The organism is Staphylococcus sp. ZWU0021, from assembly GCF_000798895.1.
Classification (GTDB): domain Bacteria; phylum Bacillota; class Bacilli; order Staphylococcales; family Staphylococcaceae; genus Staphylococcus; species Staphylococcus saprophyticus.
Genome location: NZ_JTLN01000027.1, coordinates 445767 through 471173, shown reverse-complemented (window position 1 = coordinate 471173; position 25407 = coordinate 445767). Strand labels below are relative to the sequence as shown.

General features: G+C 30.5%; 27 protein-coding genes. 26 read left to right on the top strand and 1 reads right to left on the bottom strand.

All coding sequences use genetic code 11. The features are described from left to right. The first annotated feature begins 19 nt into the window (after window positions 1-19). Window positions 20-775: a DNA repair protein RecO gene (gene recO, locus L987_RS07690; RefSeq protein WP_002483166.1), complete on the top strand. Its 756-nt coding sequence runs from the start codon at window positions 20-22 to the stop codon at window positions 773-775. 173 nt (window positions 776-948) lie between these two features. Here the strand turns inward: recO and L987_RS07685 are convergent, their stop codons facing one another. Continuing rightward, complete coding sequence (locus L987_RS07685) at window positions 949-2340, bottom strand: glycine--tRNA ligase (protein WP_002483167.1); 1392 nt, start codon at window positions 2338-2340, stop codon at window positions 949-951. A gap of 325 nt (window positions 2341-2665) precedes the next feature. On the opposite strand from L987_RS07685, the gene L987_RS07680 reads away from it, so the two are divergent. The 25 genes from L987_RS07680 (at window position 2666) to comGF (ending at window position 25223) form a co-directional block, all read left to right on the top strand. Continuing rightward, window positions 2666-3310, top strand: a complete 645-nt coding sequence (locus L987_RS07680) for a helix-turn-helix transcriptional regulator (RefSeq protein WP_075345136.1) — start codon at window positions 2666-2668, stop codon at window positions 3308-3310. 14 nt (window positions 3311-3324) lie between these two features. Continuing rightward, complete coding sequence (locus L987_RS07675) at window positions 3325-4146, top strand: pyruvate, water dikinase regulatory protein (RefSeq protein ID WP_011303005.1); 822 nt, start codon at window positions 3325-3327, stop codon at window positions 4144-4146. 46 nt (window positions 4147-4192) lie between these two features. Continuing rightward, window positions 4193-5977, top strand: coding sequence for a DNA primase (dnaG, locus tag L987_RS07670; RefSeq protein ID WP_011303006.1), 1785 nt, complete (start codon window positions 4193-4195; stop codon window positions 5975-5977). A 141-nt stretch (window positions 5978-6118) separates the two neighbouring features. After that, a complete protein-coding gene (gene rpoD, locus L987_RS07665; RefSeq protein WP_011303007.1) occupies window positions 6119-7225 on the top strand; it encodes an RNA polymerase sigma factor RpoD in 1107 nt (368 codons plus the stop codon). Between the two features lie 199 nt (window positions 7226-7424). Continuing rightward, window positions 7425-8102: a tRNA (adenine(22)-N(1))-methyltransferase gene (locus tag L987_RS07660; RefSeq protein WP_011303008.1), complete on the top strand. Its 678-nt coding sequence runs from the start codon at window positions 7425-7427 to the stop codon at window positions 8100-8102. Then, window positions 8103-9206 carry a Nif3-like dinuclear metal center hexameric protein gene (locus L987_RS07655; RefSeq protein WP_047503917.1) on the top strand — a complete coding sequence of 368 codons (1104 nt, stop codon included), beginning with the start codon at window positions 8103-8105 and terminating at the stop codon, window positions 9204-9206. 341 nt (window positions 9207-9547) lie between these two features. Further along, entirely contained in the window at window positions 9548-10888 is a 1341-nt protein-coding gene (locus tag L987_RS07650; RefSeq protein WP_047503914.1) for a DEAD/DEAH box helicase, read from the top strand. Window positions 10889-10897: 9 nt separating this feature from the next. Next, window positions 10898-11788, top strand: a complete 891-nt coding sequence (locus tag L987_RS07645) for a deoxyribonuclease IV (RefSeq protein ID WP_011303011.1) — start codon at window positions 10898-10900, stop codon at window positions 11786-11788. A gap of 156 nt (window positions 11789-11944) precedes the next feature. Next, complete coding sequence (locus L987_RS07640; RefSeq protein WP_011303012.1) at window positions 11945-12718, top strand: metal ABC transporter ATP-binding protein; 774 nt, start codon at window positions 11945-11947, stop codon at window positions 12716-12718. Then, window positions 12715-13575: a metal ABC transporter permease gene (locus L987_RS07635; RefSeq protein ID WP_041080610.1), complete on the top strand. Its 861-nt coding sequence runs from the start codon at window positions 12715-12717 to the stop codon at window positions 13573-13575. Before L987_RS07640 ends, L987_RS07635 begins: the two co-directional genes overlap by 4 nt. Beyond that, window positions 13565-13978: a Fur family transcriptional regulator gene (locus L987_RS07630; protein ID WP_002483178.1), complete on the top strand. Its 414-nt coding sequence runs from the start codon at window positions 13565-13567 to the stop codon at window positions 13976-13978. Before L987_RS07635 ends, L987_RS07630 begins: the two co-directional genes overlap by 11 nt. 278 nt (window positions 13979-14256) lie before the next feature. Then, complete coding sequence (locus L987_RS07625) at window positions 14257-14856, top strand: superoxide dismutase (RefSeq protein ID WP_011303014.1); 600 nt, start codon at window positions 14257-14259, stop codon at window positions 14854-14856. A gap of 121 nt (window positions 14857-14977) precedes the next feature. Further along, window positions 14978-17029, top strand: a complete 2052-nt coding sequence (locus L987_RS07620) for a peptidoglycan D,D-transpeptidase FtsI family protein (RefSeq protein WP_047503910.1) — start codon at window positions 14978-14980, stop codon at window positions 17027-17029. 127 nt (window positions 17030-17156) lie between these two features. Further along, window positions 17157-17306, top strand: coding sequence for a 50S ribosomal protein L33 (gene rpmG, locus L987_RS07615; RefSeq protein ID WP_002483181.1), 150 nt, complete (start codon window positions 17157-17159; stop codon window positions 17304-17306). Between the two features lie 208 nt (window positions 17307-17514). Continuing rightward, complete coding sequence (locus tag L987_RS07610) at window positions 17515-18060, top strand: 5-formyltetrahydrofolate cyclo-ligase (protein WP_011303016.1); 546 nt, start codon at window positions 17515-17517, stop codon at window positions 18058-18060. An 11-nt stretch (window positions 18061-18071) separates the two neighbouring features. Then, window positions 18072-19529, top strand: coding sequence for a rhomboid family protein (locus L987_RS07605; protein ID WP_047503908.1), 1458 nt, complete (start codon window positions 18072-18074; stop codon window positions 19527-19529). Continuing rightward, window positions 19513-19710: a YqgQ family protein gene (locus tag L987_RS07600; RefSeq protein WP_037538382.1), complete on the top strand. Its 198-nt coding sequence runs from the start codon at window positions 19513-19515 to the stop codon at window positions 19708-19710. The genes L987_RS07605 and L987_RS07600 overlap by 17 nt, the downstream gene beginning before the upstream one ends. A gap of 3 nt (window positions 19711-19713) precedes the next feature. Then, complete coding sequence (locus tag L987_RS07595) at window positions 19714-20700, top strand: glucokinase (protein WP_011303019.1); 987 nt, start codon at window positions 19714-19716, stop codon at window positions 20698-20700. Beyond that, entirely contained in the window at window positions 20700-21020 is a 321-nt protein-coding gene (locus L987_RS07590; RefSeq protein WP_047503905.1) for an MTH1187 family thiamine-binding protein, read from the top strand. Before L987_RS07595 ends, L987_RS07590 begins: the two co-directional genes overlap by 1 nt. A 5-nt stretch (window positions 21021-21025) precedes the next feature. Further along, window positions 21026-21649: an MBL fold metallo-hydrolase gene (locus L987_RS07585; RefSeq protein WP_011303020.1), complete on the top strand. Its 624-nt coding sequence runs from the start codon at window positions 21026-21028 to the stop codon at window positions 21647-21649. Between the two features lie 87 nt (window positions 21650-21736). Then, a complete protein-coding gene (gene comGA / locus L987_RS07580) occupies window positions 21737-22711 on the top strand; it encodes a competence type IV pilus ATPase ComGA (protein WP_047503902.1) in 975 nt (324 codons plus the stop codon). Beyond that, on the top strand, window positions 22683-23747 hold the full coding sequence (gene comGB / locus L987_RS07575) for a competence type IV pilus assembly protein ComGB (protein ID WP_011303022.1): 1065 nt from the start codon (window positions 22683-22685) through the stop codon (window positions 23745-23747). Before comGA ends, comGB begins: the two co-directional genes overlap by 29 nt. Window positions 23748-23774: 27 nt before the next feature. Further along, window positions 23775-24086 (top strand): competence type IV pilus major pilin ComGC, encoded by a 312-nt coding sequence (gene comGC, locus L987_RS07570; RefSeq protein ID WP_011303023.1) that lies wholly within the window; start codon window positions 23775-23777, stop codon window positions 24084-24086. Beyond that, window positions 24067-24522 carry a competence type IV pilus minor pilin ComGD gene (gene comGD / locus L987_RS07565; protein ID WP_225791589.1) on the top strand — a complete coding sequence of 152 codons (456 nt, stop codon included), beginning with the start codon at window positions 24067-24069 and terminating at the stop codon, window positions 24520-24522. The genes comGC and comGD overlap by 20 nt, the downstream gene beginning before the upstream one ends. 257 nt (window positions 24523-24779) lie before the next feature. After that, entirely contained in the window at window positions 24780-25223 is a 444-nt protein-coding gene (gene comGF / locus L987_RS07555; RefSeq protein ID WP_011303025.1) for a competence type IV pilus minor pilin ComGF, read from the top strand. The last annotated feature ends 184 nt before the right edge of the window (window positions 25224-25407 follow it).

Here is a 25407-nt window from a genome sequence, read left to right as displayed (position 1 = left end):
TGAAAGTCGGTGAATTCGTGTGTTAATCAAACAAAAAGGGATTATTATAAAAACCATTGATTATGGCGAATCCGATAAAATTATAACTATCTTAAATGAATATGGTGCTAAAGTCCCACTTATGGTAAGAAGAGCCAAGAAAAGTAAGAGCGGCTTGCAGGCTAATACGCAATTATTTGTGTATGGCTTGTTTATTTATTCAAAGTGGAAAGGTATGGGCACCTTAAGTTCAGTTGATGTCATTGACCAAAATTACCATCTGCGACTAGATATATATGAAAGTAGCTATGCAAGTTTGTGTACTGAAACGATCGACCGTTCCATGGAAACAGATGAAATCTCTAAAAATAGTTACGAATTATTGCATTTTGTATTAGATAAGATTAGGCAGGGGATTTCAGCACAACTCATGTCAGTTGTTGTATTGTTAAAATGTATGACAAAATTTGGATTTAATGCAGTATTTGACAGATGTGTGATAACTCAAAGTGAAGATCAATCAAAATTAGTCGGTTATAGTTTTAAATATGATGGTGCAATTTCTGAAAATGTTGCATATAAAGATACACACGCATTTCAGTTATCAAACAAAACGTTGTATTTATTAGATATCCTTCAGAAGTTACCAATTAATCAAATGAGTTCATTGAGCATACACGAAACAATTGTCGATGAAATGTCAGAACTTGTTATCTTATTGTATAAAGAGTATGCGGGTATGTATTTCAAAAGTCAAAAACTAATTAATCAATTATATCGATTAGATAACTTATAATAATTATTTATATTCAAACCTATTGGCCCAGACCATAGGTTTGTTTTTTTTATATAAAAAAATGGGACAAGAAAAATTAATCCATTACAATGAAATAATCTTAGTTTCTTGTCCCATAAATATTTAAATTGCTATTTAAGTTTTATTTGATTTTGAATATATCATTCTTAAAATTAAAATTTAACTTTTTCAGCTAAGAATGATTTTAATTCAGTGATTGGCATACGAACTTGCTCCATTGTATCACGGTCACGAACTGTAACCTTTTCATCTTCTAAAGAATCAAAATCAAAAGTGATACAGTATGGTGTTCCAATTTCATCTTGACGACGGTAACGTTTACCAATTGATTGTGATTCATCAAAATCAATTGCAAAATCAGCGCTTAATTCTTCGAACACTTTAATTGCATCGCCTGATAATTTTTTACTTAATGGTAATACAGCTGCTTTATATGGTGCAAGTGCAGGGTGGAAGTGAAGTACTGTTCTTGAATCTTTGCTTCCTTCGACTCCTTCTTCATCATAAGCATCACATAAAAATGCTAAAGTAACACGGTCAGCACCTAATGAAGGCTCTATACAGTAAGGGATATATTTTTCTCCTGTTTCTTGATCGTGATATTGGAAATCTTCACCAGAATGTTCACTATGTTTTTTCAAGTCAAAATCCGTACGACTCGCGATACCCCAAAGTTCACCCCAACCAAATGGGAAACGATATTCGATATCAGTAGTCGCATTTGAATAGTGAGACAATTCATCTGCATCGTGATCACGTAAACGCGTTGCTTCTTCGCTTAAATTTAAATCTTTAAGCCATTGACTCGCGAATGTTTTCCAATAATTTTGCCATTCAATTTCTTCACCAGGTTTACAGAAGAATTCCAATTCCATTTGTTCGAATTCACGTGTTCTAAAGATAAAGTTACCAGGCGTAATTTCATTACGGAATGATTTACCGATTTGTCCTATACCAAAAGGTAATTTTTTACGCATAGTACGTTGTACATTTTTATAGTTAACAAAAATACCTTGTGCAGTTTCAGGGCGTAGGAAAATTTCGTTAGTAGAATCTTCAGTAACCCCTTGGAAAGTCTTAAACATAAGGTTGAATTGACGAATATCAGTCCAATTCGCTGTGCCACTTACAGGACAAACGATACCTTCTTCATCAATAATGCGTTTCATTTCATCAAAGCTTAAACCGTCAGCGACAAAGTTTTCGTCACCTTTTTCATTTAACATGTAGTCTTCAATGATTTTATCTGCACGATAACGAATTTTACTATCTTTGTTATCGATCATCGGATCATTAAAATTACCTAAATGACCTGATGCTTCCCAAGTTTTAGGGTTCATTAAAATTGCAGCATCAATACCAACATTATATGGTGATTGTGTAATGAATTTTTGCCACCATGCCTTTTTAACATTATTTTTTAATTCGACACCAAGTGGGCCGTAGTCCCATGTATTTGATAGACCACCATAAATGTCACTACCAGGGAATACAAAACCTCTATGTTTTGCTAATGAGACGATTGTTTCCATATCTTTTGTCATTAAATATAACTCTCCTTTTTTACATAAAAACGCCCCAAGACACAGAATAAGCCAAAAAGTTTAATCTATATCTTGGGACGAGTTAATCTTTTTAATCACATATGTAATATATGTGTTTATTTACTAGATTCATGTTAACCCGCGGTTCCACCCAAATTAGTGTGTACACTCGCTTTTAACTATCATTTAATTTTAGCCATTGTTACTTGTTAAGCTTTCACCATCCTTAACTCGCTTTAAGTCTAATTTTAATGTATTGATAGTTTATAAGCAAGTAAATATATGTATTTGTAGCAATTAAAAATTCAATGTATAATTAAGAAGAATGAATAAAGGGGTGAGTGTTATAGAACTAAGTAAAAGGCAACAACAAATAATTGAAATAGTAAAGAGTAATGGGCCTATTACAGGAGAACATATTGCTGATCGTCTGAGCTTGACTAGAGCTACATTGCGACCGGATTTAGCCATATTAACAATGTCTGGCATATTAGAAGCTCGACCACGTGTAGGTTATTATTATTCTGGCAAACCTCAGAATAAATTAATTGCGGATGAATTGAAGCAATATGTTGTGAAAGATTATGCGTCTCACCCTGTCGTCGTTAAAAGTGAGACGTCAGTTTATGATGCAATTTGCACCATATTTTTAGAAGATGTCAGCACATTGTTTGTTATTAATAGTGATGGTGACTTTATGGGTGTTTGTTCTCGTAAAGATTTACTGAGAGCTTCTATGATTGGTGATGATATACATACAATGCCAGTTAATATTATTATGACACGAATGCCGAATTTGAGTTTTGTACTTGAAGGTGAGAAAGTCATACATGCAGCAAATCTTATGATCGAAAAAGAAATTGATTCATTACCAATTGTAGTAAAGAAAGATAATGATAAATATGAAGTTAAAGGTCGTATTTCTAAAACTACGATCACTAAAATCTTTGTATCCTTACTAAATGAATAGGTGGTTTTAAGTAAATGAAAAATATTCAAATAATCGTGGCATCCGACTCAGTAGGTGAAACAGCCGAACTTGTAGCAAGAGCTTGCATTTCACAATTTAATCCTAAACAATGTGAAAGTGAAATAAGTAGGTATCCCTATATAGAAGCACTAGAAAATGTGGATGAAGTGATTTCAGTAGCAAAAGATACCGAAGCGATAGTGGTATATACACTAGTTAAACCAGAAATTAGAAAATACATGGAAGCGAAATTAGCAGAATTTAAAATTAAAGCAGTGGATATTATGGGGCCACTAATGAATATTTTATTAGATCAAATAGATGAAAAGCCGTATTTTGAACCAGGTTTAGTCCATCAACTAGATGAAGCTTATTTCAAAAAAATTGATGCAATTGAATTTGCAGTTAAATATGACGATGGTAAAGATCCAAAAGGTTTATTCAAGGCTGACATTGTATTGTTAGGGATTTCAAGAACGTCTAAGACGCCGTTATCACAATATCTAGCACATAAAAGTTACAAAGTTATGAATATTCCAATCGTACCTGAAGTAACACCTCCAGATGATTTATTTAATATAGATTCTTCTAAATGTATCGCTTTAAAAATTAGTGAAGAAAAATTAAATAGAATTCGTAAAGAAAGACTCAGACAACTTGGCTTAGGTGAAAGTGCAAGATATGCTACTGAACAACGCATAGAAGAAGAGCTGAATTATTTCCATGAATTAGTTGATAAAATTGGTTGTCCTATAATTGATGTTTCAGATAAGGCTATTGAAGAAACAGCAAATGATATTATCAGTCTTATTGAGCAAAATAATTTCAAAAATTAACGAAAACAATTATAATAGTATGACTAATGTTTAATAGGTGATAATATTGAGAATCGATCAATCCACGATAAATGAAATAAAAGATAAAACGGATATACTTGATTTAGTTAGTGAGTATGTGAAGTTAGAGAAGAGAGGACGCAATTATATAGGTTTGTGTCCTTTTCATGATGAAAAAACACCCTCATTTACAGTTTCTGAAGATAAACAAATTTGTCACTGCTTCGGTTGTAAAAAAGGTGGTAATGTTTTTCAATTCACACAAGAAATTAAAGATATCCCATTTACAGAAGCAGTAAAAGAATTAGGTGAACGTGTAAATATTAAAGTTGAAACCGATCAAAGTTATGCTAATCAAGACAATGGGCATCAAGTCGCTTCAGATGATTTAAAAATGATTGAAATGCATGAATTAATGCAAGATTATTACCATTACGCACTGAAGAAAACTGTTGAAGGTGAAGCGGCATTAAATTATTTAAAAGAACGTGGTTTTACAGATGAATTAATAGATGCAAGAAAAATTGGTTATGCACCTAATAATGCGCATTTCTGTCATGATTTTTTAAAGAAAAAAGAATATGACATTGAACTAGCTTATGAATCTGGTTTGTTGTCACGAAATGAAGAGAATTTTAGTTATTATGATCGATTTCGTGATCGTATCATGTTTCCATTAAATAATGCACAAGGAAGAACTGTTGGTTATTCTGGTAGAACATATACAAATCAAGAGCCAAAATATTTAAATAGTCCAGAAACACCCATATTTCAAAAGCGAAGATTACTTTACAATGTAGATAAAGCAAGAAAATCAATACGTAAAAATGATGAAATTATTTTATTAGAAGGCTTTATGGATGTAATCAAATCAGATCAAGCAGGATTGAAACAAGTTGTTGCTAGTATGGGTACACAGATTTCAAATGAACATATTGCCTTTATAAAGAAATTAACAACAAATGTCACTTTGATGTTCGACGGTGATTTTGCGGGTACTGAAGCTACTTTGAAATCAGGACAGGCTCTATTACAACAAGGCTTTAACGTCTTTGTAGTACAACTTCCTAAAAATATGGACCCTGATGAATATATTGGTAAACATGGCGCAGACGCTTTTAATTATTATGTTGAACATGAGAAGAAGTCCTTCATCATTTACAAAATTCACACTCATCAAGACGAAATAGAAAACAATGATCTAGCATATGAAAGATATTTAAAAGAGATAACTAATGATATTTCATTTATGCAATCAACGATTTTACGCAAAAAAATATTGCAAGAAGTATCTGAATTGTTTAAAGTTAGCTTGGATAGTCTAAATAATGAAGTAGGACAGCAACAAGATTATTATCAGCCACACAATTATCAAATACCCACTGTTCCTGAATTTAATAATTTGAGCAAACATGAAAAAGCAGAACGTGCTTTATTAAAACATTTTATGAACGATAAAGACACTTTCTTGAATTATCATAAATTACTTCAAACAGAGGACTTTACAAATCAATATTTTAAGCGTATATTTAATGTTTTACATGAGTTTTACTCTGAAAATGATACGTTTAATATTAGTGATGTGTTACAGTATATCGATATCAATGAAATCAAAGAAGCATTTATATCATTAGATAATTATATGATAAATGAAGAACCTTATGAATATGAGATTGACGATTATATAAATACACTGACATCTAATAGAAATGAAGAAACGATTGAATCGCTTAATCAAAAGTTGCGGGAAGCTTCAAGGTTAGGTGATTTAGAACTGCAAAAATATTATTTAGAAAAAATTGTAAATCACAATAAAAATAGAATGAATTAATTTTTTATGTATTTGTCTGTATATTTATTTATATGGGGTTGCTAAAATGTATACTAAGTAAATATTTTGAGTAGATTTCACTAATTTTATCTATAAAAATATTTTAATATCAATTTGATATTATATTCGGGAGGCCATTTCATGTCTGGAAATAACGTTAAAGTTAAAAAACAAACGATTGATCCATCTCTAACTTTAGAAGATGTAAAAAAACAATTAATTGAAAAAGGTAAAAAAGAAGGGCACCTTAGTCATGAAGAAATTGCAGAAAAACTGCAAAATTTCGAAATGGATTCTGATCAAATGGACGAATTATTTGATCAATTAACTGATAATGACATAAGTTTAGTTAATGAAAAAGATAGTTCAGATAAAGATTCCAAATTAAATCCAAATGATTTAAGTGCACCTCCAGGCGTAAAAATAAATGATCCAGTGCGTATGTATTTAAAAGAAATCGGACGAGTAAATTTATTAAACGCTCAAGAAGAAATTGAATTGGCGAAAAAAATTGAGCAGGGCGATGAAGTTGCGAAATCTCGATTAGCTGAAGCCAATTTACGACTTGTAGTAAGTATTGCTAAAAGATATGTAGGTCGTGGCATGCTTTTCCTTGACCTTATTCAAGAAGGTAATATGGGTTTAATCAAAGCAGTAGAAAAGTTCGATTTTAATAAAGGATTTAAATTTTCAACTTATGCAACTTGGTGGATTCGTCAAGCAATCACTCGTGCGATTGCTGACCAAGCACGTACAATTCGTATACCGGTACACATGGTAGAAACAATTAACAAATTAATTCGTGTTCAAAGACAATTATTACAAGATTTAGGTAGAGATCCTGCACCTGAAGAAATAGGGGAAGAAATGGATTTACCACCAGAAAAAGTAAGAGAAATCTTAAAAATTGCTCAAGAACCTGTATCACTTGAAACACCAATTGGTGAAGAAGATGATAGTCATTTAGGTGATTTTATTGAGGACCAAGAGGCTCAAAGTCCTTCTGATCATGCGGCCTATGAATTGTTAAAAGAACAATTAGAAGATGTCTTAGATACATTGACGGACCGTGAAGAAAATGTACTACGCTTACGTTTTGGTTTGGATGATGGACGTACGCGCACATTAGAAGAAGTAGGTAAAGTATTTGGCGTTACTAGAGAACGTATTCGTCAAATAGAAGCAAAAGCGCTTAGAAAACTAAGACACCCAAGCAGAAGTAAACGTCTAAAAGACTTTATGGACTAACAAGTAATATAAACATAAATTGGAAACCACACGTTATTGTGTATAAATTGTTAAAGCAATGACTGACTGATTTCTAAATTCACTCACGCTAAGTATTTTGAAATCAATTTATCTTTGTAGGGGGCGGGCATACGAAATCTAATTACATTTTTAGATTTCAATCCCGCTCCTTTTTTACATATATCAGAGGAGTAACAATATGATTCCATTAAATCAGAGATTAAAAAAAGTAAGTACTTTTATTCAAGGTAATTGTTTAGCTGACATTGGATCAGATCACGCCTACCTACCAATTTATGCCATTGAAAATCATTTAATTGATTCTGCAATTGCTGGGGAAGTGATTAAAGGACCATTTGATGCGTCTATTCGCAATGTACGAGATTATAAACTGAGTCATGAAATTGATGTTAGGCTCGGAGATGGCTTAACTGTTATAAGACCCGAAGACCATGTCACTTCTGTATCAATTTGTGGCATGGGTGGTCCATTAATCGCTAAAATATTAAATGAAGGCACTGAAAAATTAGAAAACAAACCTAGACTGATATTACAAAGTAATATTCAATCTAGTGCAATACGTGAGCAACTATTAAAGTTAAACTACACTATAATCGCAGAAGAAATTTTGGAAGAAAAAGGTCACATCTATGAAATACTTGTTGCTGATTATAATAATCATTGTGAACCTATGACTGAACAAGAAATAAAATTTGGCCCAAAATTACTCCAAAATAAAACCCCATTATTTTATAAAAAATGGAAACGCGAACATGACGCATTGTTAAAAATAAAAAGTAATTTGAATCCAAATGTACATACAGAACGTTTAAGAGAAATTGATAAGGATATTAATTTAATTAATGAGGTGATTTAAATGAACATAGAAAATTTACTGAATATCATTAATAAGCATGTTCCATTTGCTTCTGCTGAATCTTGGGATAATGTAGGATTGTTAATTGGCAATAAAAGCGCAACGATTTCAGGCATTATGACTGCACTTGATTGTACTGAAGAAGTAGTAGATGACGCATTAAAAAATCACTGTAATACCATTATTTGTCACCATCCACTTATCTTCAAAGGAATCAAACAAATAACACAAGATGATGGTTATGGTGCAATTTTAAGAAAATTAATTAAACATGATATGAATGTCATTGCACTACATACAAATTTAGATGTTTACCCTAAAGGCGTTAATGCAATGCTTGCCAATAAACTTAAGTTAAATCATCAACGTATTTTAAATCCTGAGTTACGCTCCTATTATAAAGTTCAAGTCTTTATTCCTAAAGAAAATTTAATAGACTTTAAAAATAAATTAAGTGAAGCAGGATTAGCAGAAGAAGGGGATTATCAATATTGTTTCTTTGAAACCCCAGGAAATGGACAATTCAAACCGATTGAGGGTGCCAATCCGCACATTGGTGAATTAGACCAAATTTCATCTGTTGAAGAATATAAATTAGAATTTATGATTGATTATAATCAGAAACAACTAGCTCAACAACTTATAATGCAACACCATCCATATGAAACACCTGTATTTGATTTTATAGAATTACAAAAAGAAGCAGATTATGGCTTGGGAATGCTTGGTGAATTGGAAGAAACGATGAATACAATGGCATTTGTAAACCATGTGAAAACGAATTTGAAAATGCCTAGTGTTAGATTTACAGGTAATTTAGATGCAGACATTAAAACAGTAGCAATTATTGGTGGTTCAGGTATTGGATTTGAATTTGACGCTATAAATAAAGGTGCAGATATATTTGTAACAGGAGACATAAAACACCATGATGCTTTAGATGCAAAAATCGCAGGTATGAATCTATTAGATATTAATCATTACAGTGAATATGTAATGAAAGAAGGTTTATGTGAGTTATTAGTAGATTGGTTAAATAATGAAACAGAAGATTTTAAAATTATAGCGTCAAAACTTAATACAGATCCCTTCAACTATCTATAATTAAAATTTTAAAAATTTATAGGTTATCTTAAACCAAAATATGCCCGAATCAATAGAAACAACAAATAGTAAAATACTATATGAATTATTAGGGATACTTTTTTATGGTAGATACACTAAATAAGTTAATAAGTGGTTGAGATATAAATAAGTATCTCAACCATTTTAAATGCTGTAGAGTAAAAAGTAAGATTGTTCTGCGAAATTATTTTGATAAGGTGCGTATTTCTCTACAAAGACTACTTAAAGGTTCAAAGTCAGATTCCAAATCAATAATTTAGTTCAAAATTATAGTGTTTTGCTTTATAATAGACAAGATGAAGATTTAAGGAGGCCAAGACATGGCAAATCACCCATTTGAAAAATTTAATTTAGAAGCAGGTCTTATAGATGCTGTGAAAGATTTGAATTTTAATCAACCGACTGAAATACAGACACGTGTCATACCAAAGATAATTAAACAAGTGAATTTAATTGGTCAATCACAAACAGGCACAGGAAAATCACATGCGTTTTTATTACCATTATTAAATTCAATCGATACAGACTATAAAGAACCACAAGCAATAGTTGTTGCACCAACACGTGAACTAGCACAACAACTATTTGATGTAGCAAGTCATTTAACAAGATTCAAAGAAGACGTATCTGTAAAACTCTTCATTGGCGGCACAGATATCGAAAAAGATCGTAGCCGAGTTAAGAACCAACCGCAACTTATCATAGGCACACCAACTCGAATTAACGATTTAGCTAAACATGGGGATTTACATGTACACTTAGCTTCTTATTTGGTGATTGATGAAGCAGATTTAATGATTGATTTAGGACTAATAGATGAAGTGGATTACGTAGCAACAAGACTAGATGAAAATGCACATATTGCAGTATTTAGTGCAACTATTCCTAAGTCATTGCACCCATTTTTAAATAAATATTTAGAAAATCCAGAATTTGTAGAAATTGAAAACACAGAAAAAAATAAGAAAAATATCGAATTTTATTTAATACCTACAAAAGGTGAAGCAAAAATAGAAAAAACACTAAAACTGATCGATATATTAAATCCATATTTATGTATTATATTCTGTAACAGTAGAGATAGTGCAGATGAATTAGCAAAACAATTAAATGCTGCTGGTTTAAAATTAGGGATGATTCACGGTGGTCTTACACCTAGAGAACGTAAACAACAAATGAAAAGAATTAGAAATTTAGAATTCCAATTTGTGATTGCAAGTGATTTAGCTTCACGTGGTATAGATATTGACGGTGTAAGCCATGTAATTAACTTCGATGTGCCTAATGATATTGATTTCTTTACACATAGAGTTGGACGTACAGGACGTGGTCAATACAAAGGTGTAGCAATTACATTGTACAGTCCTGATGAAGAGCATAATATTGCATTAATTGAGCAAAGAGGTTATAAATTCGAAAATGTAGATATCAAAGACGATGAATTAAAACCAATAAAAGCGCATAATATGCGACAAACGCGTAATAATAAAGACGATCACTTAACAAATCAATTGAAATATAAAGTTAAAACGAATAAGAAAAAAGTAAAGCCAGGCTATAAGAAAAAATTCAAAAGAGATTTAGATGATTTAAAACGTAAGGAACGTAAACAATTTAGTAAACAGAAAAGTCGTCAAGATAGAAAAAATAGAAAAGGATAGGTGAATTTTATGTTATTAGGATCACATGTATCTATGAATGGTAAAAAAATGTTAGAAGGTTCAGCTGAAGAAGCACATAAATTTGGCGAATCTACTTTTATGATTTACACGGGTGCACCTCAAAATACTAGAAGAAAACCTATCGAAGAATTAAATATTGAAAAAGGTCATGAGATAATGAAAGCACATGGTCTTTCCAATATTGTTGTTCACGCACCTTATATTATAAATATCGCAAATACTGTTAAACCCCATGTCTTTGAATTGGGTGTAGAGTTTCTTCAAAGTGAAATCGAAAGAACACAAGCACTTGGTGCACAAGATATTGTTTTACACCCAGGCTCTCATGTAGGAGAAGGTACAGATGCTGGTATTAAAAAAATTATAGAAGGTTTAAACGAAGTTTTAACGAACGATAATAATGTAAGAATTGCATTAGAAACGATGGCTGGAAAAGGTTCTGAAGTAGGTAGAAACTTTGAAGAGCTAGCAAGAATTATAGATGGTGTAAACCATAATGATCGTTTATCGGTTTGTTTCGACACATGTCATACACATGATGCTGGCTATAATGTTAAAGAAGATTTTGATGGTGTACTAAATGAATTTGATAAAATTATCGGTGTAGATAGAATTAAAGTAGTACACGTCAATGATAGTAAAAATGATATTGGTGCACATAAAGATAGACACGAAAATATCGGTTTTGGATATATTGGCTTTGATGCATTAAATTATGTCGTACATCATGATACATTTAAAGATATACCTAAGATATTAGAAACACCTTATGTAGGTGAAGATAAAAAAAATAAAAAACCACCATATAAATTAGAAATTGAAATGTTAAAACAGCAAAAATTTGATGAAGATTTAAAAAATAAAATATTACAACAATAATGTTTGTTTAAAATTAAACTAATATATTGAATTGAGTAAGCGTAAGTATCCTAGATATAAAATAGGCTATTTGTGCTTACTCTTTTTTGTTAATTCGGAAACATTACTATTTACATATTGGGTTCGACGTTGTATAGTATAGAACGAGGTGAAAACATGACTACACCAGTATTCGAATTAAAAAATATTGATTATTATTTTGATAACAAACAAGTACTTGAAAATATAAATATAAAAATTAATCGAGGAGAGTTTGTTGCAATTGTAGGACCCAATGGTGCTGGAAAATCAACACTATTGAAAATTATCCTAGGGTTATTACCTATCCAAAAAGGTCAAATATATGTGGATGGAAAAGATTATAATGGCAAACAATCATTGTTAAAAATAAGTTACGTCTCACAAAAAGCACAAGCCTTTAAAGCGGGGTTCCCTGCAAGTGTTAAAGAAGTTGTGATAAGTGGTCTAACTAAACGTAAAAGACTGTTTCAATGGTTCAATAAAAAAGATGAGAGAAAAGTAGAAATTGTATTAAAAAGACTGAATATAGAACATTTAATAGATAAAAACATTGCTGAATTATCCGGAGGACAACAACAACGCGTCTTAATAGCTAGAGCACTTATAAGTGAGCCTTCGGTATTAATTTTAGATGAACCGACCAGTGGTATTGATGCAAAACATGTTAGTGAATTTTATGAAACGTTGAAAAGACTCAAAAATGAAGGCGTAACAATTATACTAGTAACGCATGATATTGGTGTGGTTGCCGATACAGCTACAGAGGTTGCATGTCTCAATAAACATTTACATTTCCATGGAACAACAGAAGCATTTAAATCTCTAGACGAAGTAGAAATTTCAAAAATTTATGGTCATCCAATACAATTTGTTGATCATCAACATAGTAGGGAGTGTTGTTCATCATGATAGAAGCCCTACTGAATTTTGATTTTATGAGATATTCACTTATCAGTGGTATATTAATTGGTTTCATTGCACCACTTATTGGTGCTTTTATCGTTGTTAGAAGATTGTCACTCATTGCCGATGCACTCAGTCATGTTACACTGGGAGGTATTTCCTTTGGCATGTTCATTATAACGGTGATACCAGCATTTGTATTTATTAACCCAATGTGGTTTGGTATTTTATTTGCTATTATAGGCGCTTTACTTATAGAGAATTTAAGAACATCTTATAGTAATTATCAGGAAATTGCGATACCTATCATCATGAGCGCAGGTATTGCATTAAGTGCTATCTTTATATCACTCGCTGATGGATTTAACCAAGAAATAGTTGGGCTATTATTTGGTTCAATCAGTGCTGTTACATTAAGTGATTTATCAACTATTATCGTGATTGTAGTTATCGTACTCATATTTATTTTCTCATTTTATAAAGAACTATTTATATTATCGTTCGATGAGGAATATAGTAAAGTAATTGGAATTCCAAAATGGATACAATTTTTATTTATAATTATCGTTGCAATGGTAATTTCTGCTTCTATGCGTGTTGTAGGCATATTATTGGTAAGTGCTTTAATTACGTTACCAGTAGCAGTTTCAATGCGAATAACTAAAGGATTTAAACAATTAATTATATTGAGCGTGATTATTGGAGAGTTTTCTGTTATCGCTGGACTTGTTCTAGCATTTTATATGAATATATCTCCTGGCGGTGTAATAGTAGTACTACTTGTACTTATTTTAGCAATAACGATGATGTATCAAAGATTAAAAGTAAAATCGATTAAAGGAGTTGCTAAAGATGAAGACTGAAGAAGCTATTGGCATTATTAAAAATCATGGACACAAATATACAAATAAAAGACGTGAAATGATTGATATTTTTGTAGAAGAAGATAAATACATCAATGCAAAAATAATACAACAAAAAATGGACAAAAATTACCCTGGCATTTCATTCGATACAATTTATAGAAACTTACATTTATTTAAAGATTTAGGTATTGTAGAAGGTACTGAATTAGATGGAGAAATGAAATTCAGAATTGCATGTACTGATCATCATCACCATCATTTTATTTGTGAATCCTGTGGCGATACAAAAGTAATAGATTTTTGTCCAATTGATCAAATTAAAGCATTTTTACCAAAAGTAGATATTCACACACATAAATTAGAAGTTTATGGCATATGCGAATCGTGCCAAAAAGCATAATATATGAGTAATTGATTTAATGTAAAACGTGACAAATTCATTCTTTCTACAAGCTTATCTCTTTTTAAACATAGGTCATTAGTATGAATTAAAGTGAATTTTTAAAATTGTTTGATAAACATGTTTAAATAAGCTGTTTTTGAGATATACTAATAGAGTAACTAAAGATAACAAATACTATATTATGACATTACAATTAATGTTTAAGCATATTAATTGTTGTCATCATTAATAATTGTTATGCTTTATTTAAAGATTAATTAGGAGGATGATTATTTATGGCTTTTGAATTACCAAATTTACCTTATGGTTTTGATGCATTGGAACCACACATTGATAAACAAACAATGGAAATTCACCATGACAAACACCATAACACTTATGTAACTAAATTAAATGCAGCAGTAGAAGGAACTGATTTAGAATCTAAATCAATCGAAGAAATTGTTGCAAACTTAGACAGTGTTCCAGAAAATATTCAAACAGCTGTTCGAAATAATGGTGGTGGACACTTAAACCACTCACTATTCTGGGAATTATTAACTCCAAACTCAGAAGAAAAAGGTACTGTTGTTGATAAAATTAAAGAACAATGGGGCTCTTTAGATGCATTTAAAGAAGAATTTGCTGACAAAGCAGCAGCTCGTTTCGGTTCAGGTTGGGCATGGCTAGTTGTGAATAACGGTAACTTAGAAATCGTTACAACACCTAACCAAGATAACCCATTAACTGAAGGTAAAACACCAATCTTAGGATTAGATGTTTGGGAACACGCATATTACCTTAAATACCAAAATAAACGTCCAGACTATATTAGTGCTTTCTGGAATGTTGTTAATTGGGAAAAAGTTGACGAATTATATAACGCTGCAAAATAATTGCGCGGACGATTATGACGGCCTTTTCAAAGGTCGTCATTTTTTTAACTAAAATAATAGAAATATTGACTGATTTCATATATCATTTGTAGTGAGAACTATTGAATAGAGGTATGCTGTTTTGCTAAAAAGATTAAAAGAAAAATCAAATGATGAAAAAATTAGAAATACGATGAATAAAAGAATTAGCTTTATATTTGGAATCATTGTATTCATTTTTGCGATAATTGTTTTAAGATTAGGATATTTACAAATTGCACAAGGTTCTCATTATAAGCAACTTATTAAAAATAGTGAAAACCTGACAGTCAACGAAGCTGTTCCTAGAGGTCGTATTCTAGATAGGAATGGCAAAGTCCTTGTCGACAATGCTTCTAAAAAAGCGATTACATATGCAAGAGGAAGAAAAACTTCACAATCAGAAGTATTGAAAACTGCTGAAAAATTATCAAAACTTATTAAAATGGATACAGATAAAATTACTGATCGTGATAAACAAGATTATTGGATACAACTTCATCCAAATAAAGCTAAAAGTTTAATGAAAAACGAGCAAGTATTGTTAGATGACGGTAATATTACCCAAGATGAATATGATGATGCTTTATATAATAAAGTAGGTAAAAATCAAATCAACTCACTAAATGATAAAGATTTACAAATCCTTGCTATTTATAGAGAAATGATGTCTGGTTCTGCACTTGATCCACAAACAATTAAAAATGAAGATGTAAGTGATGAAGAGTATGCAGCCGTTTCGCAAAAATTATCTGATATGCCGGGTGTAAATACGACTATGGATTGGGATAGAAAATATCCATATGGTGATACGTTAAGAGGCATTTTCGGTGACGTTTCTACGACTAAAGAAGGTATTCCAAAAGAATTGACTGAGCAGTATTTAGCCAAAGGGTATTCTCGAAACGATCGTGTAGGTAAATCATATTTAGAATATCAATATGATGATATTTTAAAAGGTAAGAAAAAAGAAATGAAATATACCACTGATAAATCAGGTGAAGTTATAGACTCTAAAGTAATTAATCCAGGTTCACGTGGCGATGATCTTGTATTAAGTATTGATATAAATTTACAGAAGAAAACTGAAGAATATTTAGAAAAGCAAATCTCAAAATTGCGTAGTGAAGGCGCTAAAGATATGGACAATGCATTAATTGTTGTGCAAAACCCAAATAATGGTGATATCTTAGCAATGGCAGGTAAGCAAATAGATAAAAATGGTGATTTAACAGATTATGATATTGGAACATTTACTTCTCAATATGCAGTTGGTTCCTCAGTAAAAGGCGGCACGCTACTTGCTGGCTATCAAAATAATGCAATTAAAGTTGGAGAAGAAATGATTGATGAGCCGCTTAAATTCGCTGGTGGTTTAACAAAACATTCTTATTTCAACCAAGATGGTAAAGTAAGAATTGACGATAAAGAAGCACTCATGCATTCATCAAACGTTTATATGTTCAAAACAGCATTAAAATTAGCCGGATCACCTTATACTCCGAATATGTCATTACCAACCGATATTACGAGCGCTGGACAAAAATTGCGTAAAGGTTTAAATCAGGTTGGTTTAGGAGTGAAAACAGGTATTGATTTACCAAATGAAACAAACGGACAAATTGAGCCATTAACAGACAATCCTGGTAATTACCTTGATTTAGCCATAGGACAATATGATACCTACACTCCTATGCAATTATCTCAATACGTTTCAACAATCGGTAATAATGGTTATAGAGTTCAACCACATGTTGGTTTAGAAATTAGAAAAGCGACTAACAAAGAAACGCTTGGGCCAGTTAAAGAAAAAGTGAAAGGTCAAGTGTTGAATAAAGTTAATAATACACAAAATGAAGTGAACGAAGTACAAGAAGGATTCAAAATGGCATTTAACGAAAAAGATGGAACTGGTTATCAAAGTTTCAAAGATACAGAAGTACCATCAGCTGGTAAAACTGGAACTGCGGAAGTATTTCAAGATGGCGAACCAAGAGTTAATTCAACTTACATTGGTTATGCGCCAATCAAAAATCCACAGCTTGCATTTTCTATTGTATATACAAACCAACCAGTACCTGAGCCATGGTTAAATGGTGGCGATTTAGGACGAGATGTTATTAATTACTATTTCAAAGAAAAGTCAAAAGATTAATATTTTAGCATCAATTTTATTGAAAATACTGGTATAGTCGCCTTTATTGAAAAATAATACTTTTCAATTTTATAACTAAATGGTATGATTAATTAGTCGTATTTTGAAAAGGTAAGGAGGAATTAGCATGCGCGTAAACGTAACTCTAGCTTGTACAGAATGTGGAGAAAGAAACTACATCACTACAAAAAATAAACGTACTAATCCTGAACGTATAGAAATGAAAAAACACTGTGCACGTGATAACAAGCACACTATGCACCGTGAAACAAAATAATTAATATTATTTAAACCAGATTCTATTAGAATCTGGTTATTTTTATCTGGTTTATTAAAATGAGTGAATAAATCAATTTATAATTAACATTTTAAATTTTCATAACTTAAATCTTATAAAAAAATTGTGATTCAAATTGCAGTTTAATGACATTATAATTCATTAACGTTATAATGATAAAAGTATGAATTACGGGAAGGTGTACAAAATGGATAAAAAATTATTGAGAAAAAAACATATTGAATTAATGAAATCTTTTATGTTAAACAAACAGGAAAAACAACGAGCAGATCAGTTTTTAGCTAATCAATTTTTTAATACCGATGAATACCGCACTGCTTCTCGTATAGGTATTGTATTATCCATGCCACACGAAGTTAATACATATACTTTGATTCAACAGATGCTAGACGATGGTAAACAAGTATTTGTACCTGAAACAAATTACCAATTGCGTGAAATGTCTTTTAAACATATTGACGATTTAAAGCATATTGATAAAGATGCTAAAGGGATAAATCATATAAATACAAAGACTGAAATATCCAATGAATTAGATTTATTAGTTGTTCCTGGGGTAGCTTTTAATGATAGTGGCTATAGAATTGGTTATGGTGGCGGTTACTTTGATAAATTTATCAGTACATATAATCAACTAACGATGAGTTTAATTTATGATTTTCAATTAAGTGACTTTAAAGTTGAAACACATGATCAACCTGTAGAAAAACTAATCATAGCGACAACAAGATAATGGAGGGGAAAATGATTACAGAAAAGCATTATTGGAAGTGTATTTACACTTGGATTAAATATCTAAATTATCATGTTGTACATAAAAATCAAGAAACTAACGAAGTTTGGTTAGCGAATCAACGTAAGCGTAGTATCGTTATTTTCAAATATGGAGCAAATTCAACACAAGAAGTGAGATTTGATAAAAGCAGAATCCAAGAAAATCAGCAAGATATCAGTACTTTTCTAGGTTTTGAACCTAATAATTATGAATTGTTTATTTTTACTGATAAGCATTTTACAGATGAAAATTTAAATGAAAATCATCCAGTAAAATTTAAGGTCAAGATAATTAGAGAAGTAGATCATATGGAACGCTTGCTCCCTAATGTCTTTATCAAACAATTATATAAAAGAAATACAAAGCAAACAAAAGGGTATTATAAACAGCGTGCTTTAAATACGAATCCAATTGAAAAACACATGTTGAAGTTTTCTCCAGTGACCTATGCTTTAATCATATTAAATGTTGTGATTTGGTTATTTATGGTATTGTTTTTAAATCGTTCCTCAGATTTAAAGCTTTTAGATGTTGGTGGATTAGTGCATTTTAATGTTGTTCATGGTGAATGGTATCGTTTGATAACATCTATATTTTTACATTATAATTTTGAACATATATTAATGAATATGTTGAGTTTATTCATATTTGGTAAAATAGTTGAATCAATTGTAGGTCATTGGCGTATGTTCGTTATCTATTTGGTAGCTGGTTTATTTGGTAACTTTGCTTCTTTATCTTTTAATACTGATACCGTTTCGGTAGGAGCTAGCGGTGCGATTTTTGGCCTTATTGGTGCAATTTTCACATTTATGTATATAGGCAAACAATTTAATCGTAAGCTTATCGGTCAATTATTAATTGTACTTGTCATTATGATTGGTTTATCTTTATTTATGCAAAATATAAATATCGTGGCCCATATTGGTGGATTTATTGGCGGATTATTGATTACATTAATGGGATATTATTTCAAAACGAATAAAACACGTTTTTGGATTATTTTAATTACTATTCTTGTTTTATTTTTAGCTGCTCAGGTTAGAATTTTCACCATTAAGGAAGATAATATCTATAACAGCATTATTACTAAAGAAATGAAACAAGGTAATTATGATGAAGCGAAAAATATGGTTCAACGTACAATCAATAAAAGCTATGCAGATGATGAAACATATTATTTAAGTGGATTGATTAAAACAACACAAAATTCTAAAGCTGAGGGCATCGCATCTTGGGAACGTGGCTTACGATATTTCCCTAATTCAGGTATCTTAAATTACCAACTCGCAATTGCAAATAGATCATTGGATAATAATGATAAAGCTAAAAAGTATATCAAAAATGCATTAAAAGCTAATCCAAATAATAGAGATTATATTAATTTAAATAAAGAATTGAGCGATAATAGTGATTCAGAAAATTAATTCATTTTACGATGTTCAGCAACTTTTAAAAAAATTCGGCTTTATTATATACTTTAAAGATAAAGCGGATATGTATGAAATGATGGAACAAGAGATAAAATCTTTATATGATTATAATCTTATATCAAAAGATGAATATTTAAAATGCAGATTAATCATTAGTCAGAGAAGGAGTAAGTAATATATGAATAAAATCATACTAGCAGCAGATATAGGTGGTACAACTTGTAAATTAGGTTGTTTTGATGAAAATTTAAATCGTATTTCAAAATGGTCAATTAACACGGATACATCAGATACAACGGGTTATCAATTGTTGAAAAATATTTATAATGCTTTTGTCGCATATATTGATCAATCTGATTATACTTTTTCTGATGTTATCGGTGTTGGTATAGGAGTTCCTGGTCCTGTTAATTTTGAAACGGGTGAAGTTAACGGTGCAGTCAATTTATATTGGACGGAACCAGTAAATGTTAGGAATATTTTCAAACAATTTGTTGATTGTCCAGTTTATGTTGATAATGACGCTAACGTAGCTGCACTAGGAGAGAAACATAAAGGTGCAGGTAATGGTGTTGATGATGTAGTTGCAATTACACTTGGCACAGGACTTGGCGGAGGTATTATTTCGAATGGCGAAATCGTACATGGACACAATGGTTCAGGAGCTGAAATTGGTCATTTCCGAGTAGACCATGACCAACGTTTTAAATGTAATTGTGGTAAATCGGGTTGTATTGAAACAGTTGCATCTGCTACAGGCGTAGTTAATCTTGTTAACTTTTATTATCCAAAATTAACTTTTAAGTCATCTATACTCCAATTAATAAAAGAAAATAATGTAACTGCAAAAGCTGTTTTTGATGCGGCGAAAGCAGGAGATCAATTCTGCATATTTATCACAGAACGCGTTGCTAATTATATTGCTTATTTATGTAGTATTTTAAGTGTAACGAGTAACCCTAAATACATTGTTTTAGGTGGTGGTATGTCAACTGCGGGACTTATTTTGATTGAAAACATTAAAACGGAATATCATAATTTAACTTTCACTCCAGCACAGAAAGATACTGAAATCGTACAAGCGCAACTTGGCAATGATGCAGGCATTACAGGTGCTGCAGGTTTAATATATACTTATGTAATTGAAAAGGAAGGTGCAAAATAATGGCAATTGTAGATGTAGTCGTTATACCAGTTGGTACAGAAGGGCCAAGTGTAAGTAAATATATTGCTGAAATACAAACGAAATTAAAAGAGTATAAAAATCAAGGGAAAATAGATTATCAACTGACACCTATGAATACTTTAATTGAAGGTGACTTGAAAGATCTATTCGAAGTTGTGCAAGCAATTCATGAGTTACCTTTTGACAAAGGATTAGATCGTGTTTGTACAAATATTAGAATTGATGATAGAAGAGATAAATCACGTAAAATGAATGATAAACTAAAATCTGTGGAAAACCATTTGAATAATGGAGGGTAAGCATAATGAAAATATCAAGTTTAACTTTAGGATTGGTCGATACAAATGCTTATTTTATAGAAAATGAGACAAATGTACTTTTAGTTGATCCTGCAAGTGATAGCGACTTGATTATTAAAAAATTAAATCAAATTAATAAGCCATTATCTGCAATTTTATTAACGCATGCACATTTTGACCATATAGGTGCATTAGATGCTATTGTAGAAAAGTATCAAGTACCCGTGTACATGCATAAAGCAGAATTTGATTTTTTAACAGATACTCAAAAAAACGGTTCAGAAAAATTCAAACAATATGGCCTTCCACAAGTTATTAGTTCAGTGACACCACAATCATTAACTGAAGGCCAGACAAATATTGCTAACTTTGAGTTCAATGTCCTGCATATGCCAGGTCATTCACCAGGTAGTTTAACTTTTGTATTTAAAGATTTTGCAGTTGTAGGAGACACCTTGTTTAAACAAGGTATCGGTAGAACGGATTTATATAAAGGAGATTATGAAACTTTAGTAGATTCGATACTTGATAAATTATTTACGCTTGAAGAGGACCTACCATTATTCCCTGGACATGGACCATATACAACTGTTGAAGATGAACAACTTAACCCATATTTGCATGGGTGAATAGCTTTCAATTTAACGCAAACTTTATAAGTAGATTAGAAGTAATTTATCCATCTCTTACGTGTATATAAGTAGGAGGTGGATTTTTTGAAACTTTTATTTAATAATATACTTAAAAAAGCGATTAGTACAAAGGCCACTGATGTGCACTTTATTCCTTCAAATGACAAAATATATATTAAATTCAGAGTTCAAGATACGCTTGCACCAATTGAATCCATACAGCAACATATTTATTTGAAATTATTAACCTATATGAAATATCAAGCTGGTTTAGATGTGTCTAAACATAATGTTGCTCAAAGTGGTAGATATACTTACAAATTCAAGCAAATTTACTTTTTAAGAATATCCACGCTACCTTTATCTCTGGGAATAGAAAGTTGTGTTATCAGAATTGTTCCACAGTATTTTCAAAAAGGAAGTGATACAAGTAATTTAGGTACATTATATAAATTAATGAATAAAAAACAGGGGCTTATATTATTAAGTGGACCCACTGGTTCCGGAAAAAGCACTTTAATGTATCAAATGGTCATGCATGCAAAAGAGCAGTTAGATTTAAATATCATAACAGTTGAAGATCCAGTGGAGCAGCTAGTATCTGGAATTACACAAGTATCGATTAATGAAAAAGCAGGTATCAATTATGCAAATACTTTTAAAGCGATTTTAAGATGTGATCCTGACATTATTTTGATTGGTGAAATTAGAGATGCCATAATAGCTAAACAAGTAATGCATGCGAGTCTAAGTGGTCATTTAGTATTAACAACAATTCACGCTAATAACTGTAAAGGCCCATTATTAAGGCTTAAAGAAATGGGACTAACGATGCAAGAAATGAAACAAGCTTTATTAACCGTTTTAAACCAAAGACTAATTACGACTTATAATAATCAAAGAAAACTTGTATATGAACAACTTACTAAAGCACAAATAAATCATTTAATAGACAATGACTATACATTACCTAGTTCATTTTCTAATTTGTCTACTCAATTAACTCAATTAGCCAAAGCAGGTGTTATTTGTGAGGAAACTATGGAGCGCTATATTTAAATTTAAAAATATTTTCAATTTATCAGAAAAAAACAAAATAACGTTATTGATAAAATTAAAAGATTTGTTAGACCGCGGTTATACGCTAAGTGAAGCATGTCTTTTTTTAATTCAATATACAAACATTAAAAATCGCCAATTAAAGTTGCAAATTGAAACAGAATTAAATAATGGTGCTGGCTGCGCAAAAATATTAAGGTTACTAAATTATCCTAAATCCATCGTAACGTTAATCAATTTTGCAGAAATATTTGGAGATTTAACTATTACTTTGCCACACGCTTATGAATATTTAGTAAAAAACTATAAATCGAAGCAACGCTTTTTAAAAACAATACAATACCCCGCGTTGTTACTTATCGTTTTTTTGATAATGTTAATTATTTTAAACCATACAATCATCCCCGAGTTTCAAAATTTATATAGTAGTATGGATGTAAGTATTTCCCCATTACAACTCTATCTATCTTTATTCATCACAAACCTCCCATCGTATTTCCTATATAGTTCAATAATTTTTATACTAATCATTTTAGGTATTTTCATCATATATAGAAAGTCATCTATAGAAATAAAGCATAAAATCCTCTTATCAATACCCATTATTTCGAAATTTTTCAAGTATTATAAAACATTTTGCTTAGCTTCTGAATTATCTTTATTTTATAAAAATGGTATAACTTTACAAAAGATTGTTGAAATATACGCTAAACAGCAAGATGAATATTTAATATTTTTAGCAAATGAAATTTCAAAAGGGATACAACAAGGATTAAATTTAAGTGAAGTATTAAAGCATTTACAGTGTTTTGAAAAAAATTTGATTATTTTTGTTGAAGAAGGTGAGAAAAAAGGGAGGCTAGAGATAGAAATGAAACTATATAGTGAAATGATACTGTCTCAAATAGAACAGTTGATTCATTTAATCATAAAGTTCATACAACCTATTGTTTTCTCTTTAATTGCTATATTAATAGTGTCATTATATCTAGTTATTATGTTGCCTATGTTTGATTTAATGCAAACAATTAAATAATTACGAATAGAGGAAGTTAAATCAATTATGAAAAAACTAAAAATTAATAGAAATGCTTTTACATTAATAGAAATGTTACTTGTATTATTAATAATTAGCTTATTATTAATATTAATTATACCCAATATAGCTAAACAATCGTCTCATTTGCAAAATACTGGATGTGAGGCACAACTTAAAATGATTGATAGCCAAATTGAAGCGTATGCTTTAAAGTTTAATAAAAAGCCATCGTCTATAGAAGACTTAGTTACAGAAGGATACATTAAAGAAAATCAAAAGTCATGTAAATCTGGTGCAGCCATCACTATTAACAATGGTGAAGCTGTTGCAAATTAAAAGCGCATTTACTTATATAGAAATGCTTTTTGTGGTCTGTATTATTAGTTTACTCTTATATTTCCAACTATTTAATATCAGTGCTTTCGATACTAATAATAACAAAATAGAACAACGTAAAATTAATAATTTAATTATGCAATTCAACTATATTAAATCTAAAGCGATTAAAGATAACCAATCAATTACACTGGTCTTTAATGATTACTCTAATAAAATTATTATTAATGAACAATTCCCCTCTAATAAAAGCGCCAAAGCAATAATACTCCCTTTAAATAGCTTTATACATCCAAGAACAAATTTGAAATTTATAACATTTAATAAAATTGGAGAAACAAACAAATTTGGAAGTGTCTACCTAAAAACGAATAAAAATCTTTATAAAATCATATTTCATATTGAAAAAGGACGTATTAGATATGAGAAAATTTAATGTTAATGCCTCGTTATTGATGGATAGTCTTTTATCTTTTTCAATTATCACACTGATTTGTATCTTATTTATACCTATGATATTGCAATTAAAGTTGGATATTCAACACAAAAGCCATGAAATAGATCTAACTAGAATATTACTTAATTCACTTTACCACTATAAAAGACAGGAATTGAAAAGTGGAATTATGATTGAAGATTATAGCGTTAAAATGAGTAACGACAAAATTTGTGTTTTCAAAAAGGGAGAAGCATATGAAAAATGTTTCTTCAAATAAATTTAGAGCTTTTACATATATAGAAGTCTTGTTTGCACTTTTTATAACTATACTCATTTTTTCAATATTACCCGCATTAATTAGAACGACAGGCACCATCAATGAGCAAATTATGAATGCTCAAGAAGTAGACTTGGCATTTTTCTCAAGAGATTTGACACAAGATTTAATTAAAGAAAATGCTTATGTTCTTAAAAATCAATCCGATGAACACCATATTGTAATTAGAAATAAACAGAGAAACATCATTTATGAATTTAAAAATAACAAATTAATTAAAACGTTAGATGGAAAAGGAAACATTACTACATTACATAATGTTGTTAGTGCAAAGTTCAAAATTGTTAATGATAAATCTGTAGTAATTAATTTTAAAATTTTTGAGAAAGGTATTTATTATGAAAAGAAAATTGTTTTCTAATCATCCTGCTTATATGTATCCTTTTATGCTAGTCATATTTATGCTATATTTATCTTTAATTACGATTTATACATTTCAAATTGGATTACAATTAAAAATCTTAGATAATATTGAATCGTATTATAAAGATCAAATAAACACATACATAAAAAAGGAAGTTAGTTTTGAATAATAAAATAGAACC